Source organism: Lentzea sp. NPDC020367 (genome assembly GCF_044387305.1).
Lineage (GTDB): Bacteria > Actinomycetota > Actinomycetes > Mycobacteriales > Pseudonocardiaceae > Lentzea.
The window spans coordinates 372,592-387,374 of the sequence record NZ_JBIRVV010000007.1 but is presented as its reverse complement, the minus strand read 5'-3'; the positions used below and the strand labels follow the sequence as shown (position 1 = coordinate 387,374).

The following is a 14,783-nucleotide window of genomic DNA, read 5'->3' as shown; positions in this document are numbered from 1 at the left end:
CTCGAAGGGCTTTGATCCATGGCTGAGGACACTGCGTCGACCCGAGACGCGGACAGGGTTCCGATCGCCGTCGTGGGCATGAGCTGCCGGCTCGCCGGTGGTGTCGCGTCGCCCGACGACTTCTGGCGGATGCTCGCCGACGGTCGTGAGGCGATCTCGGAGGTGCCGGCGGAGCGGTGGGCGGAGTACGCCGAGGCGAGTGCGGCGAACGCGGCGACGTTGCGCAAAACGACGCGCTGGGGCGGTTTCCTGGACGACATCGCCGGGTTCGACGCCGAGTTCTTCGGTGTGCTGCCGCGCGAGGCCGAGCTGATGGACCCGCAGCAGCGGATCCTGCTGGAGGTCGCCTGGGAGGCGCTCGAACACGCGGGCATCTCACCGTCCACACTGGCCGGTGGCGACGCCGGTGTGTTCGTGGGTGTCGGCTCGGACGACTACGGCCGCCGGCTGCTGGAGGACCTGCCGCGAATCGAGGCGTGGACCGGCATCGGCGCGTCGATGTGTGCCGTCGCCAACCGGATCTCCTACGCGCTGGACCTGCGGGGTCCGAGTTTCGCGGTCGACACCGCCTGTTCCGCCTCGCTGGTCGCGATGCACCTCGCGTGCCAGGCCCTCGAACGAGGCGAGACCCCGCTGGCGCTCGTCGGCGGCGTGAACGTCATGGCCGGGCCTGGTCTCACCGTGGTGCTCGACGAGGCCGGCGCGATCTCGCCGGACGGCAGGTGCAAGTCCTTCGACGCGGCGGCCAACGGCTACGGCCGCGGTGAGGGCGCGGGCGTGCTCGTGCTCAAGCTCCTCGCCGACGCCGAACGCGACGGGGACCGCGTGCTCGCGGTGGTCCGGGGCAGCGCCGTGCACCAGGACGGCAAGACCAACGGCATCATGGCACCCAGCCGTGAGGCGCAGGCCTACCTGCTGCGGCGGGCCTACGACAACGCGGGCATCGATCCGTCCACTGTGGACTACGTCGAGGCGCACGGCACCGGCACGCGGATGGGCGACCCGATCGAGGCCGGCGCGATGGCCGAGGTCTTCGGCGCCGGTCGGGCCGACGAGGACCCGTGCCTGATCGGTTCGGTGAAGTCGAACATCGGGCACCTGGAGGCGGGCGCCGGCGTCGCCGGGATGATCAAGGCGGTGCTCGCCCTGCGGCATGCCGAGATCCCGCCGAGCCTCAACTTCTCCGAGCCGAACCCGGAGATCCCCTGGGACACCGCCGGGTTGAAGGTCGTCACCGAGCGCACGGAATGGCCGCGGCGGGACCGGCCGCGGCTGGCCGGGGTCTCGGGTTACGGCTACGGCGGCACGATCGCCCACGTCATCCTGGAAGAAGCGCCACCCGCGTCGCCACGGGAGCGGGAAAAGACCAGTGGCCCGCGGGTGTTCGCCCTATCCGGCGCCACCGAGGCCGGCCTGCGCGCGACCGCGGACAGGCTCGCCTCGCATGTCGAGACCGCACGCCCGCCCCTGGACGCGGTCGCGCACACGCTCGCCCTTCGCCGGGCCCACCTCGACCGCCGCGCCACCGTCGTCGCGGACGGGCACGAGGAACTGGTGGCCGGCCTGCGCGCGATCGCCGGTGGTGAGGAACCGGCGGGGGTCGCGACCGGCCGCCCGGTGCCGGGTGTGGCCGACGGCGTCGTCATGGTGTTCTCCGGACACGGGTCCCAGTGGGTGGGGATGGGCAGGGACCTGCTCGACCACGAACCCGCGTTCCGCGCGGTGCTGGACGAGATCAGCCCTGTTTTCGTCGAGGAGATCGGGTTCGACCCGCGTGAGGTGCTGCGCGGCGACGTGCTCGACGCCACCGACGTCATCCAGCCGATGATCTTCGCCATGCAGCTCGGCCTCGTCGCCGTGTGGCGTGAGCACGGTGTCGAACCGGCGGCGGTGCTCGGCCACTCCGTCGGCGAGATCGCGGCCGCGGTGACCGCGGGAGCGTTGGACCGGCTCGACGGCGCCCGGCTGATCTGCTGTCGCTCCACGCTGTTGCGCCGCGTCGCGGGCAAGGGCGCGATGGCCATGGTGAACCTGCCGTTCGACGAGGTGGAGAGCAGGCTGGAGGGACGCGCCGACATCGTTGTCGCCGCCATCGCCGCCGCCACGAGTTCGACGGTGGTCGCGGGCGACGCCGACGCGGTCGGCAAGGTGTCGGCGCGCTGGGAGGAAGAGGGCCTGGTGGTCCGGCGGGTGGCGTCAGACGTCGCCTTCCACTCCTCGCACATGGACCCGTTGCTGCCCGAACTGGAGGCGGCGTTCGCCGACCTGCGCACGAGGGACGCCCGGCTGCCGATCTACAGCACGGCCATGGCCGACCCGAGGTCGTCCGTGCCACGCGACGGCGCCTACTGGGCGGCCAACCTGCGTCAGCCGGTGAGGTTCGCCCAGGCGGTGCGCGCCGCGGCCGACGACGGCCGCCGGATCTTCGTGGAGGTGTCGAGCCACCCGGTGGTGGCCCACTCGATCTCCGAGGTGCTCGCCGACGCCGGGGTGGACGACGCGGTCGTCGGCTCCACCCTGCGCCGCCGGATGACGGACCGGGCGAGCCTGCTCGCGAACCTCGGCGCGCTGCACTGCCACGGCGTGTCCGTGACGCTCGCGCCGGACGCGGGCCCGCTGGCCGAACTGCCCGGAACCGTCTGGCAGCACAAGAGGTTCTGGCGCGAGGGATCGGCGGGTGCGCGGCGGGTCGCCGGGCACGACGTCGACAGTCACACGTTGCTCGGCGGCCTGACCACGGTCACCGGCACCACGCCGATGCGCCTGTGGCAGTCCTATTTGGACCAGACCTGCCGGCCGTACCCCGGTGACCACCCGGTGCAGCAGGTCGAGATCATTCCCGCGGCCGTGCTGCTGAACACGTTCCTCGCCGCGGCGGCCGAGGCGGGCGCGCGGACGGCGGCGGGCTGGCCGGTCCTGCGTGACGTCTCGCTGCGCGTCCCGGTCTCCGTGGCGGCACCGCGCGAGCTCCAACTGTCCTATCAGGACCGTGCGCTGCGGCTGGGCTCCAGGCTGGTGGACGAGGAGGAGGCCGGTGACCAGGGCGGCTGGCTGACGCACACCACGTCGTCCGTGGACCAGACGCCGTCGGCACCCGCGGGTCTGCTCGACGCCGGTCTGCTCCGGCAGCGGTGCGCCGAGCGGTTGCCGGAGAACTTCGTCATCGACCGGCTCGCGTCGATCGGTGTCGCGGCAATGGGTTTCCCCTGGCAGATCGAGGAATTGCGGCGCGGTGACGACGAACTGTTCGCCGTCGTGTCGGCGGGAGAGGACGAACCGGGCACGTGGGCGTCGGTGCTCGACGCGGCGCTGTCCATCGCGTCCGTGGTGTTCAGCGGCCAGCCGATCCTGCGCATGCCCGCCGCCATCGGACGCGTCGCGTTGTCCGGCACGTCACCAGGGCGCGTCCTGCTGAGCGTCCGGGCTTCCAGCGACGACACCGTCGACGTCCAGGTCGCGGACCTCGGCGGTGAGGTCGTCGCGGAGATGGGCGACCTGCGGTACGGCCGGTTGGACGGCGATCCCGGTGCCACCGCGAGCCCGCGGCGGTTGGTGCACGAACTGGACTGGCGCGCGTTCGACCCCGGCGAGCCCGGCTACCTCGGCACCGTCGTCGTGGTCGGCGGCAGGCACGAGCTCACCACCGCTGTGATGGCGGGGCTGGCCGCGGCGGGCACGTCGCACCGGCTGGTCGACGGCCTCGACGAGCTGAACCGGCTGCGCGACTGGCTCGGCCCGGACGGCGCGGTGCTCGTCGTTCCCCGGCGGGCGGCCGAGGGCGAGGCGCTCACCGACGCCGCGGTGCGGTCGGGTCTGCTCGTCGCGGACGCGGCGAGCACCGTCGCCGGGTGGGGCGGTACCAAGCCGCTGATCTGGGCGATCACCGCCGGTGTCCGGGAGAGCGCGGCCGCCGCGTCGCTCGGGCAGTCCTCGCTGTGGGGCATCGGCCGGATCATCGGTGGTGAGCACGCCGACATCTGGGGTGGCGTGGTCGACCTCGACCCGGCGGACGTCGCGGGATCCGCCGCTGTCCTGCCCGGCCTGCTCGCGAGCAGGCCGGGGGAGGACGTGATCGTCCTGCGCGACGGCGTGCCCAGCCGTCCCCGGCTCGTCCCGATCGAACGCGCGCCGCAGAGGTCCACTGTGGACTGCCGGCCGGACGGCACCTACCTGGTCACCGGCGGGCTCGGCGTGCTGGGCCTGGAGATCGCCCGCTTCCTCGCCGGACGGGGCGCGCGCCGCATCGTGCTGGCGGGCAGGCGGGGTCTGCCTTCGCGGCAGACGTGGGACGCCGTCACGGATCCCGCGACGGCGGCGCAGATCGCGGCGGTGCGGGCGCTGGAAGCGTTGGGCGTCACGGTGGTCGTGGCGGAGCTGGACGTGACCGATCGCGTCCAGGCGGCGGAGGCGCTCGCGGCCGCCACGTCCGGGCTGCCGCCGATCCGCGGTGTGGTGCACGCGGCCGGTGTGCTGGACAACAGGATGCTGGCCGACCTCGACGAGGCGTCGCTTCAGCGGGTCATGCGGCCGAAGACCGAGGGCGCGCTGGTGCTGCACGAGCTGTTCCCGCCGGGCAGCCTCGACTTCCTGGTGCTCTTCTCCTCGTGCGGGTACCTGCTGGGCCTGCCGGGACAGGCGAGCTACGGCGCCGCCAACGCGTTCCTCGACGCCTTCGCCGCGCACCGGCGGTCGTCGGGCGTGGACGACACGGTCAGCTTCGGGTGGACGTCGTGGCGCGGCCTGGGCATGTCGACCTCCTCCGAACTGATCGACATCGAGCTCAACGCGCGGGGCACGGCGGACATCACGGCGACGGAGGCGTTGCGCGCCTGGGAGTTCGCCGAGCGCTACGACGGTTCGCACTTCGCGGTGCTGCGGATGATCGCGCCGGAGCCCGGCATGAGCAGGCCCCCGTTGCTGGACGAGGTGGTCGTCGAGGAGACCGCGGGCGAGGCGGCGCCCGACACCGAGTGGGCGGGACTCACCGGAGACGAGTTGCGCGAGTACCTGGTGGCCGCGGTGCGCCGGCAGGTGGCCGGTGAGGTGAGGCTCGACCCCGAGGAGCTCGACGTCCGGCGTCCGTTGTCCGAGATGGGCCTGGACTCGGTGATGACGCTGGTCATCCGCCGCAGGCTGGAGAAGCTGCTCCAGCTCAGCCTGCCGTCGACGCTGTTGTGGACGCACCCGACGGTGGCCGGCATCGCGGACTTCGTCGGTGGGCTGCTCACGGAGTCCGAGGCGCCCGAGGAGATGCCGCCCGCGGTGGTGGTGGCATGACCGCCGACCTGCCGGCGTGGCCACCGGAGCTCGCGGCCGGGTACCGAGCGGCCGGGTACTGGCTCGACCGCCCGCTCGGCGACCTGATGTGGCAGTGGGCCGAGACGTACGGCGAGCGCGTGGCGTTGGTCGACGGCGACGTCGAGATCTCCTTCCGCGCGCTCGCCGGGTACGCCGACGGGCTCGCGGAGGCCCTGCTGGACTTGGGGTTGCGGCCGGGCGACCGGATCGTCGTCGGGCTGCCGAACCGCTGGGAGTTCGTCGCGCTGGTACTGGCCTGCTTCCGCGCGGGGATCGCCCCGGTGCTGGCCCTGCCCGCGCATCGCGAGCAGGAGCTGGGTTACCTGGCCCGGCACGCCGAAGCGCGCATGATCATCGTGCCGGACAGGTGGCGCGGGTTCGACCACGAGGCTCTCGCGGCCCGCCTCGCCGCCGATCTGCCGTGGCGGTGCGCGGTCGGTGTCGTCGGGGACTCGGTGGCACCGGGTCACGTCGACCTGACGGCGTTGGCGCGTTCCACCGGCGGGGGACGGCGGCGACGGCTGGACGCGCTCGCACCGGATCCCGGTGACGCCGCGTTGTTCCTGCTGTCCGGTGGCACGACCGGGCTGCCGAAGATGATCGGCCGCACGCACAACGACTACGAGTACAACCTGCGGCGCAGCGGGGAGGTGTGCGGCTTCTCCGCGGACACCAGGTACCTGGTGACGTTGCCGGCGGCGCACAACTTCCCGTTGGGCTGCCCGGGAATCCTCGGGGCGCTGGCGGTCGGCGGCCAGGCCGTGCTGCTGGGCTCGCCCGAGCCCATCCGCGCGTTCCAGACGATCGCGCGACGACGGATCACGATCACCTCGCTGGTGCCCGCGATCGCGCGGCGCTGGGTCGACAAGGCCCGCGAGACGCGTCCGGACCTCGGGAGTCTCGCCGTGGTCCAGGTCGGCGGGTCGGTGCTGGACCCGGTGCTGGCACAGGAGATCCCGGCGACGCTGGGGGTGCGGCTGCAGCAGGTGTTCGGGATGGCGGAGGGCCTGCTCAACTACACGCGGCTCGACGACTCGGACGAGGTGCTGCTGCACACCCAGGGCAGGCCGATCAGCCCCGGCGACGAGGTGCTCGTCGTCGACGAGTCGGACCGGCCGCTGCCCGCCGGTGAGATCGGCGAACTGCTGACGCGCGGCCCGTACACCCCGCGCGGCTACTTCCGCGCGGCCGAGCACAACGCGCGGGCGTTCACCCCGGACGGCTGGTACCGCACCGGAGATCTGGTCCGGCTGCGCGAGGACGGCAACCTCGTCGTCGAGGGCAGGCGCAAGGACCTGATCAACCGCGGCGGCGAGAAGGTGTCCGCCGAGGAGGTGGAGGCCGTGGCGCGGGCCGTGCTCGACGTCGCGGACGCCCTCGCCGTACCGGTACCGGACCCGAGGTTCGGCGAGCGCGTCTGCCTCGTCGTGGTCCCCCGCGGTGCGGCACCCAGCCTGGCCGAGGTCCGCGCCGAGTTCACCGCCCACGGCGTGGCCGACTACAAGCTCCCCGAACAGGTCGAGTCCCTCGACCGGCTGCCGCTCACCCCGGTCGGCAAGGTGGACCGCAAGTCGGTCCGAGCCCAATTCGCGAGCAAGACGGAGGAATCATGGACCCCAGTTCGCTGAGCCTCGGCACGGAGCTGAAGGGAGTCGACCACCTCGCGCACGTCACCTGGAAGCCGGGGGAGACCGTCGACTTCTACCGCGAGGTGATGACGCTGCCCCTCACCCACGCGGTGACCGGCACGGGGTGGCTCGCCGAGGAGTTCCCGGACTTCGTGCACTTCTTCTTCGGTCTGGGCAAGGGGAACTACCTGGCGTTCTTCTACTACTTCGGACTGCAGGAGAACTCCCTGCACACGTCGGACCTGATGCACCTGTCCCGGCACATCGCGTTCCACGTCGACACCAAGGAGGAGATGATGGCGTGGCGGGACCAGATCAAGTCCCACGGCGTCAAGGTGACCCCGCCACTGGCCCACGAACTGCTGGAGTCCATCTACTTCGACGACCCCAACGGCATCCAGCTGGAGATCGCCTATCCGTTGCGCCCCTTCGGCGACATCGACGCCCGGGACGCCGACATCACCGTCCGCGCCCTGCGCGAGGTCGCGGCAGGGCCGAACCCCACGGTGGACGCCATGTGGCAGCGCAAGGCCGCGCTGGTCGCGGAACGGTACGGGGCGGTGACCCGCTGATGCCCGCGATCTTCATCCTGGACACCCCGGAGTTCGAGCCGATCGTGCGCACCGTCGAGCACGCCGGCATGACCGTGCGCAGGGCGGGGGACTACCTGGAGGCGACGAGCACCGGCGCCGAGGTGACGCTGGAACGGGCGGTGACCGGTGTGCGGCCGTCCATCTGGTTCGCGGCGCTGACCGGCGGGCTGGTCGGTCACATCGTCCACTTCGACCACGACCTGTTGCGGCTCTCCGACGCCGAGCAGAGCGGGCACGGCGATCGCGGGATGCGGTGGGACGGCGGAGGATCGAGCCTGCTGCGCCGGCAGGGCTAGCGGTACGAACCGGGAGTGTGGCCGAGCGAGCGGCGGAAGACGTCGATGAACGCGCTCGAGGTGGCGAATCCGCACCGCAGGGCCACGGAGGTGACGGGCTGACCTTCCGCCAGCAGGCGCAGGGCGTGGTAGAGCCGCAGCTGCGTGCGCCACTGGGGGAAGGTCATGCCCATCTCGTCGCGGAACAGCCTGGTCAGCGTCCTGCTGCTCGCGCCGGCCTCCCGTCCGAGCGCATCGAGACCGCGTGCGTCCGAGGGGTCGGTCTCGAGCGTCGCGCAGACCGCCGCGAGCCGGGGGTCGTGGGCCGTCGGCACGCGCACAGGTTGTTCGGCTGTGGTGGCGAGTTGGTCGAGCAGCACCGAGCGCATCCGTTTGCCCGCAGGGGTTTCTCGGTCCGTGAGCTCGGTGTAGGTGATCAGCAGTTCTCTGAGCAGTGGTGAGACAGCGAGAGCGGTCGGCTCGTGGAGCTTCAACGGGTTCTGCGTGAGTCCGAGGAAGTGCAGCCGTGTGACGCCGTACGCGCGGTGCGAGTGCACGACGCCGGACGGGATCCACAACGCACGGTGCGCAGGCGCGATCCATCTCGACGACTCGGTGTGCACGGCCACGACGCCGCGGCTGGCGTAGACGATCTGGTGCTCGTCATGCCAGTGCGCGCTGACACCACCGGCGGCCGCCAGGTCGCGGCTCGTGGTCGGCGCCGCCGGCAGATGGCGAGAATTCGACATACATCGGCAGAATATCGGAATCGCGAACCTGTTGTGCGGGGCCACGATCGGTGCGTGAACAACTCTCGCTGGCGGATGTCGGTCCTGGTCGCCGGTCACGCGGTGGACGACCTCTACCAGGGCGCCGTGCCGGCCGTCGTGCCGTTCTTCGTGCTGGAACGCGGTTACAGCTACCTCGCGGCGGCCGGCATCACGGTTGCCGCGACGCTGCTGTCGTCGGTCGTGCAGCCGTTGTTCGGGGTGCTGACGGATCGGCGTCCCATGCCGTGGCTGGTTCCCGTGGGCATGACGTTCGCTGGTGTGGGCATCGGGTTGTCCGGGCTGAGCGACTCGTACGTCCTCACGTGGCTCGCGATCGCGTTGTCCGGCCTCGGCGTGGCCGCGTATCACCCGGAGGCCGCTCGTCTCGCGCGTCGCGTGGCGCAGGACAGTCACGTCGGCATGAGCTGGTTCGCGGTGGGCGGCAACGTCGGGTTCGCGCTGGGACCGGTGCTCGTCACGCCGGTGCTGGCGTTCGGGGGCCTCGCGTGGAGCCCGTTGCTCGCCGTTCCCGCGCTGGTGGGAGGCGTGTTGACGTTCGCGGCGCTGCGCGGTGTGCACGGCGCTTCGGCTTCGGTGCCGGTGGTGGTCGGCCGGGACGACTGGGGTCAGTTCAGCCGGCTGACCGTGGTGATCGTCGCGCGGTCGATGGTGACGTTCGGGCTCGGGACGTTCCTCGCGATCTGGGTGTCGGAGCGGGTCGGTGGTGGCCCGGCGGCCGGTGCGGCGGCGTTGGTCGTGCTGTTCGGGGCCGGTGCCGCCAGTACGTTGCTCGGCGGCGTGCTGGCCGGGCGGTTCGGGCGCGTCCGGGTGCTGCAGGTGTCGTATGCGGCCGCGGTGCCCGCTGTCGCTGGTGTCGCGTTGGTACCCGGTCCAGCTGTGTATCTGATGGTGGCGCTCACGGCCGTGGCGTTGTATGTGCCGTTCTCGCTGCACGTCACTCTCGGCCAGGACTACCTGCCCAACCGGCTCGGCACCGCCAGCGGCGTCACGCTGGGCCTCGCCGTCAGCGTCGGTGGCTTGGGATCGCCGGTGGTCGGTGCGGTCGCAAGCGCTTGGAACCTCCAGTGGGGACTGTTGTCTCTCGTAGTGCTGCCCATCGTCGCGTGGGTGGCTGCACGCGGCTTGCGATCACCTGTGCGCGTGTAGCTCCATGCGCGCTCTAGCCGCTGTGACTACCGTGGAGCGCGTGCGAGTGGCGACCTGGAACGTGAACTCCGTCAAGCAACGCGTGCCCCGCCTGCTGCCGTGGCTCGACCAGCGACAGCCGGACGTCGTGTGCCTGCAGGAGACGAAGCTGGCCGACGACGCCTTCACCGCGCTGCTCGGCGACGCCCTGAAGGAACGCGGCTACGAGGTGGCGCTGTTCGGCGAAACCCAGTGGAACGGCGTGGCCCTGCTCTCCCGCGTGGGCCTGGAAGACGTAGCGGTAGGCGTAGCCGGCGCACCGGGTTTCCCGCACGTAGAGGCCCGCGCCGTAGCCGCGACGTGCGGCGGCGTACGCGTCCACTCGCTGTACGTGCCGAACGGCCGTGAGCCCGAGTCAGACCACTACAAGTACAAGCTCGAATGGCTCGCCGCCCTCCGCGACGTGCTGGAAGCCGGCCCCGCCGACGCGCTGGTGTGCGGCGACATCAACATCGCGCCGGCCGACGCCGACCTGTTCGACCCCGAGGCCTACATCGGCCAGACCCACGTCACCGAACCCGAACGCGCCGCCTTGCAGGCCATCGAAGCGTTGGGGTTCCACGACGTCGTGCGCGACCGGTGGCCGAACGAGCGCATCTTCAGCTACTGGGACTACCGGGCCGGCATGTTCCACCGCGACCTCGGCATGCGGATCGACCTGATCCTGGCGTCCAGCTCGGTCGCGCCGCGGGCCAAGGCCGCCTGGATCGACCGGCATGCCCGGAAGGGGACCGGGCCGAGCGACCACGCGCCGGTGATCGTGGACCTGGACGAGGCCCCTGACGGGGACATCGGGCCTGTGGTGCCGCCGCCGTCGTCGCCGGGCTCGAAGAAGAAGGTCAAGCTGCCGCAGGCGAAGTGATCGTTAGATTGATCAGATGGACCCCGGAGTACCCGACGTTCCGTTCGACCGTTGGTGGCACGCGATGCGCGACGTCGCCGCGACCGAGCAGACAGCGCTCGCCTGGCGCCGGCACAGGTACACGTTCGCGCACGAGCTCGGGCACGCACTGGCCGGCGGTCTCACAGGTCCGGCCGTCTACGGGGTGTGGCTGCAGTGGGGACTGCTGTACGTAGGGCAGACGCTGGAGGCCGGCCGCAGGCTGAAGGACCTCGCGATCGGCGAAAGCCACCACCTCGCGAACACGTTCCCTCCCGAGATCTGGCACCGCGTCGTCGTGGTGGCGTGGTCACAGCTCCCACCGGCGGCCGAGGCGATCGACAGGCTCGGCGTCAAGGCTGTCGGCGAAGGGCTCGAGTACCGGTTGCAGGCCTCGTTGCGGCCGTTGGCCAACGCAGCACGCCGGGTGTCGAACGGCACCTGGCGCGATGTCGACTGGGAGCGCAGCAACTCGCTGGGCGCCCGCACCGGACCGCAGATCGACGAGCTGTTCGTTGCCCTGCAGGAGGTGTGGGACGTCGCGGCAGCGTCGCCGGACGGTGCGGCCCTGCCGTCAGCCGGCCGCGTCGTGTTCCCGTCCCGCCTGCTGAGGTCCTGACTGCAGCGTCACGGTGAAGGCGGCTCCGCCCTCCGCCGCAGGCCCGGCCGTGATCGTCCCACCCATCCGCGTCACCAGCCCGTGCACCAGCGCGAGCCCCACCCCGGTCCCGACGGGCCGGGAGTCCTGGTACCGCGCGTGCAGCACCCCGCGGTCGAACGCGACGGCGTAGTCCTCGGCCGCCAGCCCGGGCCCGCCGTCCCGCACCTGCAGCACGGACGACACCGCGAGCACGACGGGGCGGCCGGCCGGGGTGACGCGCAGGGCGTTCTCCATCAGGCCGTCGATGACCTGACGCAGGCGCCGTGCGTCGGCCTGCACGACGGGCGAGGCGGACACCTCAAGAGAGAAGTTCACGCCTCGGGCGTGGCAGCGGGCGTGCCACACCTCGGCTGCCGTGCGGACGACCGGTTCCAGGGACACGGTCGCCATGTCCAGGCGGAAGTCGTCGGCGCCCAGGCGGGCCAGGTCGAGCAGGTCGGTGACCAGGCGGTCGAGGCGGCGGGACTCCTCCAGGATCACGGTGCCGACGGGGGCTACCTGTGCGCCGGAGACGACGCCGTCTGCCAGGGATTCCGCGAAGCCCGTCACGGCGGTGAGAGGAGTGCGTAGTTCGTGGGAGACGGAGAGCAGGAAGTCGCGTTGGCGGGATTCGCTGCGTTGCAACGCGTCTGCGAGGGAGTTCACGGCCGTGCTCACCTCGGCCAGTTCGTGGGTGCCGGCGACCGGGACTCTGAGGTCTCGGCGGCCCGCGCTCATGGCGTGGGCCACGGAGGCGACTCGGCGTAGCGGGCGGGCCAGGAACGTGCCCAGGGCCAGGCCCGCGACGCAGGCGACGGCCAGGCCTATGCCCAGGGCACCGAGGATGTTGCGGACCAGCTTGCGGTAGGTGCCGGTGGTCTCGGTCTCCTGGACCAGGGCGAAGCCGCCCGCCCCCGACGGACGGGCTTCCACGTTCAGACGGCCGCTCACCCCGGACACAGGAGAACCTGACAGCACCCCGCGGTACTCGATGGCACGGACCGCGCGGACCGCGGCGCGGTCGTCGCCGGTGACGTCGCCTGAGGCGGTGATCCGGACGATCGCGATGTCCTGGCCCTCCAGGATCTGTTCCACGCGGTTGTTCGAGATCTGGCCCGCCACGACGTCGGCCTGGGAACGCAGGAACTCGCGGCTCACCTGTTGTGAGGTCGAGAGCACCAGGCGCAGTGACACGAAGCCGGCGACGACGACGGCCACGAACGCGACTCCCAGGCACAGCAACGCGATTCGGCCGGCGAGGTTCACGACGCGTCCGCCGAGTAGCCGACGCCGCGCACTGTCCGAATTGGACTCAAGGTGCCGAACTTGGCTCGTAGCTGGGCTATGTGGACGTCGACGGTTCGTGTGCCGGCCACGGAGGAGTAGCCCCACACGGCGGAAAGTAGTTGCTCGCGCGAGAACACCTGACGTGGATTCTTCATCAGGTACGAAAGCAGTCCGAACTCCGTCGACGTCAACGACACCTCGTCCGCACCGGCGAACGCTCGCCGTTCGCCGACATCGAGCCGTACCGAACCCACCTGCAGAACGTCTGACACGGGGCCGGACGAGCGGCGCAGGACCGTGCGCACGCGCAGTGCCAGTTCGCGGGGGCTGAAGGGCTTGGTGATGTAGTCGTCGGCGCCCAGTTCCAACCCGAGCAGGCGGTCCACCTCGTCGTCGCGGGCCGTCACGAACAGCACGGGCGTCCAGTCACCGGCGGCGCGCATGGCGCGGCAGACCTCGATGCCGTTCAGCACGGGCAGGCCGACGTCCAGGACCACCGCCACGGGCGACAGCGACCGGACCGCGGCCAGTGCCGCGTCCCCCGAGGACTCCAGGTGCACGCCGAAGCCGTCGCGCCGCAGGTACAGCGCGACGAGTTCGGCGATCGCCGGTTCGTCCTCCACGACGAGCACCAGGCCACGTTCCACGCGTTCACCCCGGCTGGTTGATGTCCGACTCGATGCTGTTCAGCGTTGATTCCACATCATCGAGGTCCGACACCGGAGCCTCACCCCGGCACGCCGTCAGGGACACCAGCAGAACCAGAGCCGCGACCCACCTCACTTGGACCCGCAGTGCTCGGACTTGAACTTGGCCACGCGCTCGCCTGCCTTCGCCAGCTTCACGAGCTGCGCGTCCCGCAGCTTCAGCCGCGCGTCCAGGACGTCCGCGCGGGCCGTGTTGCCGGCCTTGCGGGCGTCGGCGGCCTTCTGCTCGATCCACTTCTTCGAGCCCAGGGTCTCCGGACTGCCGTTGATCTTGTCGGTCAGCGCCTTGACCTTGGCCTCGACCCGAGGCACGCGGTTCGAGCAGATCTGCTGCACCTTCTCGGGGCTGATCGTGATCGGTTCCTGCGCCGACGCGGTGCCCGCGCCCAGCAGCAGCATCCCCAGCACGATCCCACCGATTCGCGAAATGTTCATGGCACAGAACGATGACCGCCCACGATCAGAGCACGGTCCGCCGAATGTTCGGGTTCTGCAAAGATCACCCCGGCGTCGTCAGCGCAGGGAGACGCCCCGCGCTGCCGCCGCCTGCGCCATCGGCCGCAACCGGTCCCACACCCGTTCCGACCGCAGCTCCTCCGCCGCGCTCACCGCCCGCAGCCCCACGGCCTGCCCCTCGTCGAGGTCGCCGTCGAGGAAGTGGCAGGCGGCCAGCGCGGTCAGGCAGAACGTGCCGCTGCGCGCCATCGCCGGCCCGAACCCCTCGATCGCCGACGTCAGCGCCGGAATCGCCAGCCGGGTGTCACCGAGCTCGGCGTGGATCGTGCCGGTCATCGCGGTCAGGTCGGTCTCGTCGTGGAACCGCGCCCAGTCCGGCGTGCGCGCCAGGTCCGCGGACGCGAACGAGTCGTGTGCCCTGCCCAGTGCGCGCAACGCCTCGGCGGAACGGCTTTGGCGCGCGTACGCCCACGCCTCGTTCAAATACATGATGCTCGACGCCAATGGCGCGAAAGCGCCCCGCTGGAAGTAAGCCAGCGCATCACCCGGTGCGCCGTGATGCAGATGGACGCGCCCACGCCGGTAAACGATGTTGGTCGTCAGGTCTTCGTCGTGCCGCGCCAAATCCAGTGCACGATCGAAATGGTGGTAAGCGGCCCCGACCTGGCCGCAGTCGAACGACGTCCACCCGGCCAGGTTGTGCAGATCCGCGACGGCGGACAGCAGGCGCGCCCGCACGATGTCCGAGGCTTCGGCGTCCAGAAGCTGTTGCGCCCAATAGATCCGCACGACGACCGCGTCGCGGCACGCCCCTCCGCCGTACTGGTAGTCGACCGAACGCAGCGAACGGGTCTGCGCCTCCAGCTGCTCCACATCGCTCGTGCCGATGCGGCTGGAGTGCGGAGGAGGGAAGAACGCAGGATCCGCCATGGAGTACACCTCTGCGCCGCCGTTGAAATCCGAGCGTAGGGCCCGCGCGACCCGCTGAGAAGAGGGGCCGTGTCGAGTGGAATCCGGCGGAAGAAGTGATTGAGCAGGTATAA

At 71.1% G+C, this 14,783-nt stretch carries 12 protein-coding genes; 7 read left to right on the top strand and 5 right to left on the bottom strand.

The window, feature by feature from the left end; genetic code table 11:
* Positions 1-18 precede the first annotated feature (18 nt).
* The 4 genes from ACH413_RS30095 to ACH413_RS30080 are packed head-to-tail and all read left to right on the top strand — an operon-like array spanning position 19 to position 7,815.
* Positions 19-5,277: a type I polyketide synthase gene (locus ACH413_RS30095; RefSeq protein WP_360042025.1), complete on the top strand. Its 5,259-nt coding sequence runs from the start codon at positions 19-21 to the stop codon at positions 5,275-5,277.
* Positions 5,274-6,926 carry an AMP-binding protein gene (locus tag ACH413_RS30090; protein WP_360042028.1) on the top strand — a complete coding sequence of 551 codons (1,653 nt, stop codon included), beginning with the start codon at positions 5,274-5,276 and terminating at the stop codon, positions 6,924-6,926. Before ACH413_RS30095 ends, ACH413_RS30090 begins: the two co-directional genes overlap by 4 nt.
* Positions 6,908-7,498, top strand: coding sequence for a VOC family protein (locus ACH413_RS30085; RefSeq protein WP_360042031.1), 591 nt, complete (start codon positions 6,908-6,910; stop codon positions 7,496-7,498). The genes ACH413_RS30090 and ACH413_RS30085 overlap by 19 nt, the downstream gene beginning before the upstream one ends.
* Complete coding sequence (locus tag ACH413_RS30080; RefSeq protein WP_360042034.1) at positions 7,498-7,815, top strand: hypothetical protein; 318 nt, start codon at positions 7,498-7,500, stop codon at positions 7,813-7,815. The genes ACH413_RS30085 and ACH413_RS30080 overlap by 1 nt, the downstream gene beginning before the upstream one ends.
* Here ACH413_RS30080 and ACH413_RS30075 read toward each other — a convergent pair.
* Complete coding sequence (locus ACH413_RS30075) at positions 7,812-8,543, bottom strand: helix-turn-helix transcriptional regulator (RefSeq protein WP_360042036.1); 732 nt, start codon at positions 8,541-8,543, stop codon at positions 7,812-7,814. The genes ACH413_RS30080 and ACH413_RS30075 overlap by 4 nt on opposite strands.
* 75 nt (positions 8,544-8,618) lie before the next feature.
* On the opposite strand from ACH413_RS30075, the gene ACH413_RS30070 reads away from it, so the two are divergent.
* Genes ACH413_RS30070 through ACH413_RS30060 form a run of 3 tightly spaced genes read left to right on the top strand, consistent with a single transcriptional unit; the run spans position 8,619 to position 11,269 of the window.
* On the top strand, positions 8,619-9,731 hold the full coding sequence (locus ACH413_RS30070) for an MFS transporter (RefSeq protein ID WP_396425380.1): 1,113 nt from the start codon (positions 8,619-8,621) through the stop codon (positions 9,729-9,731).
* A 31-nt stretch (positions 9,732-9,762) separates the two neighbouring features.
* Positions 9,763-10,632 (top strand): exodeoxyribonuclease III, encoded by an 870-nt coding sequence (locus ACH413_RS30065; RefSeq protein WP_360042042.1) that lies wholly within the window; start codon positions 9,763-9,765, stop codon positions 10,630-10,632.
* Between the two features lie 16 nt (positions 10,633-10,648).
* Positions 10,649-11,269 carry a hypothetical protein gene (locus ACH413_RS30060; RefSeq protein WP_360042045.1) on the top strand — a complete coding sequence of 207 codons (621 nt, stop codon included), beginning with the start codon at positions 10,649-10,651 and terminating at the stop codon, positions 11,267-11,269.
* Here the strand turns inward: ACH413_RS30060 and ACH413_RS30055 are convergent.
* From ACH413_RS30055 to ACH413_RS30040, 4 genes are all read right to left on the bottom strand, one after another.
* Positions 11,225-12,556 (bottom strand): HAMP domain-containing sensor histidine kinase, encoded by a 1,332-nt coding sequence (locus ACH413_RS30055; protein ID WP_360042048.1) that lies wholly within the window; start codon positions 12,554-12,556, stop codon positions 11,225-11,227. The two genes, ACH413_RS30060 and ACH413_RS30055, sit on opposite strands and share 45 nt — an antisense overlap.
* Positions 12,553-13,224, bottom strand: a complete 672-nt coding sequence (locus ACH413_RS30050) for a response regulator transcription factor (RefSeq protein WP_360042051.1) — start codon at positions 13,222-13,224, stop codon at positions 12,553-12,555. Before ACH413_RS30050 ends, ACH413_RS30055 begins: the two co-directional genes overlap by 4 nt.
* Before the next feature lie 132 nt (positions 13,225-13,356).
* Positions 13,357-13,719, bottom strand: a complete 363-nt coding sequence (locus ACH413_RS30045) for a hypothetical protein (RefSeq protein WP_360042053.1) — start codon at positions 13,717-13,719, stop codon at positions 13,357-13,359.
* Between the two features lie 78 nt (positions 13,720-13,797).
* Complete coding sequence (locus ACH413_RS30040) at positions 13,798-14,670, bottom strand: hypothetical protein (protein ID WP_360042056.1); 873 nt, start codon at positions 14,668-14,670, stop codon at positions 13,798-13,800.
* Positions 14,671-14,783: the final 113 nt, after the last annotated feature.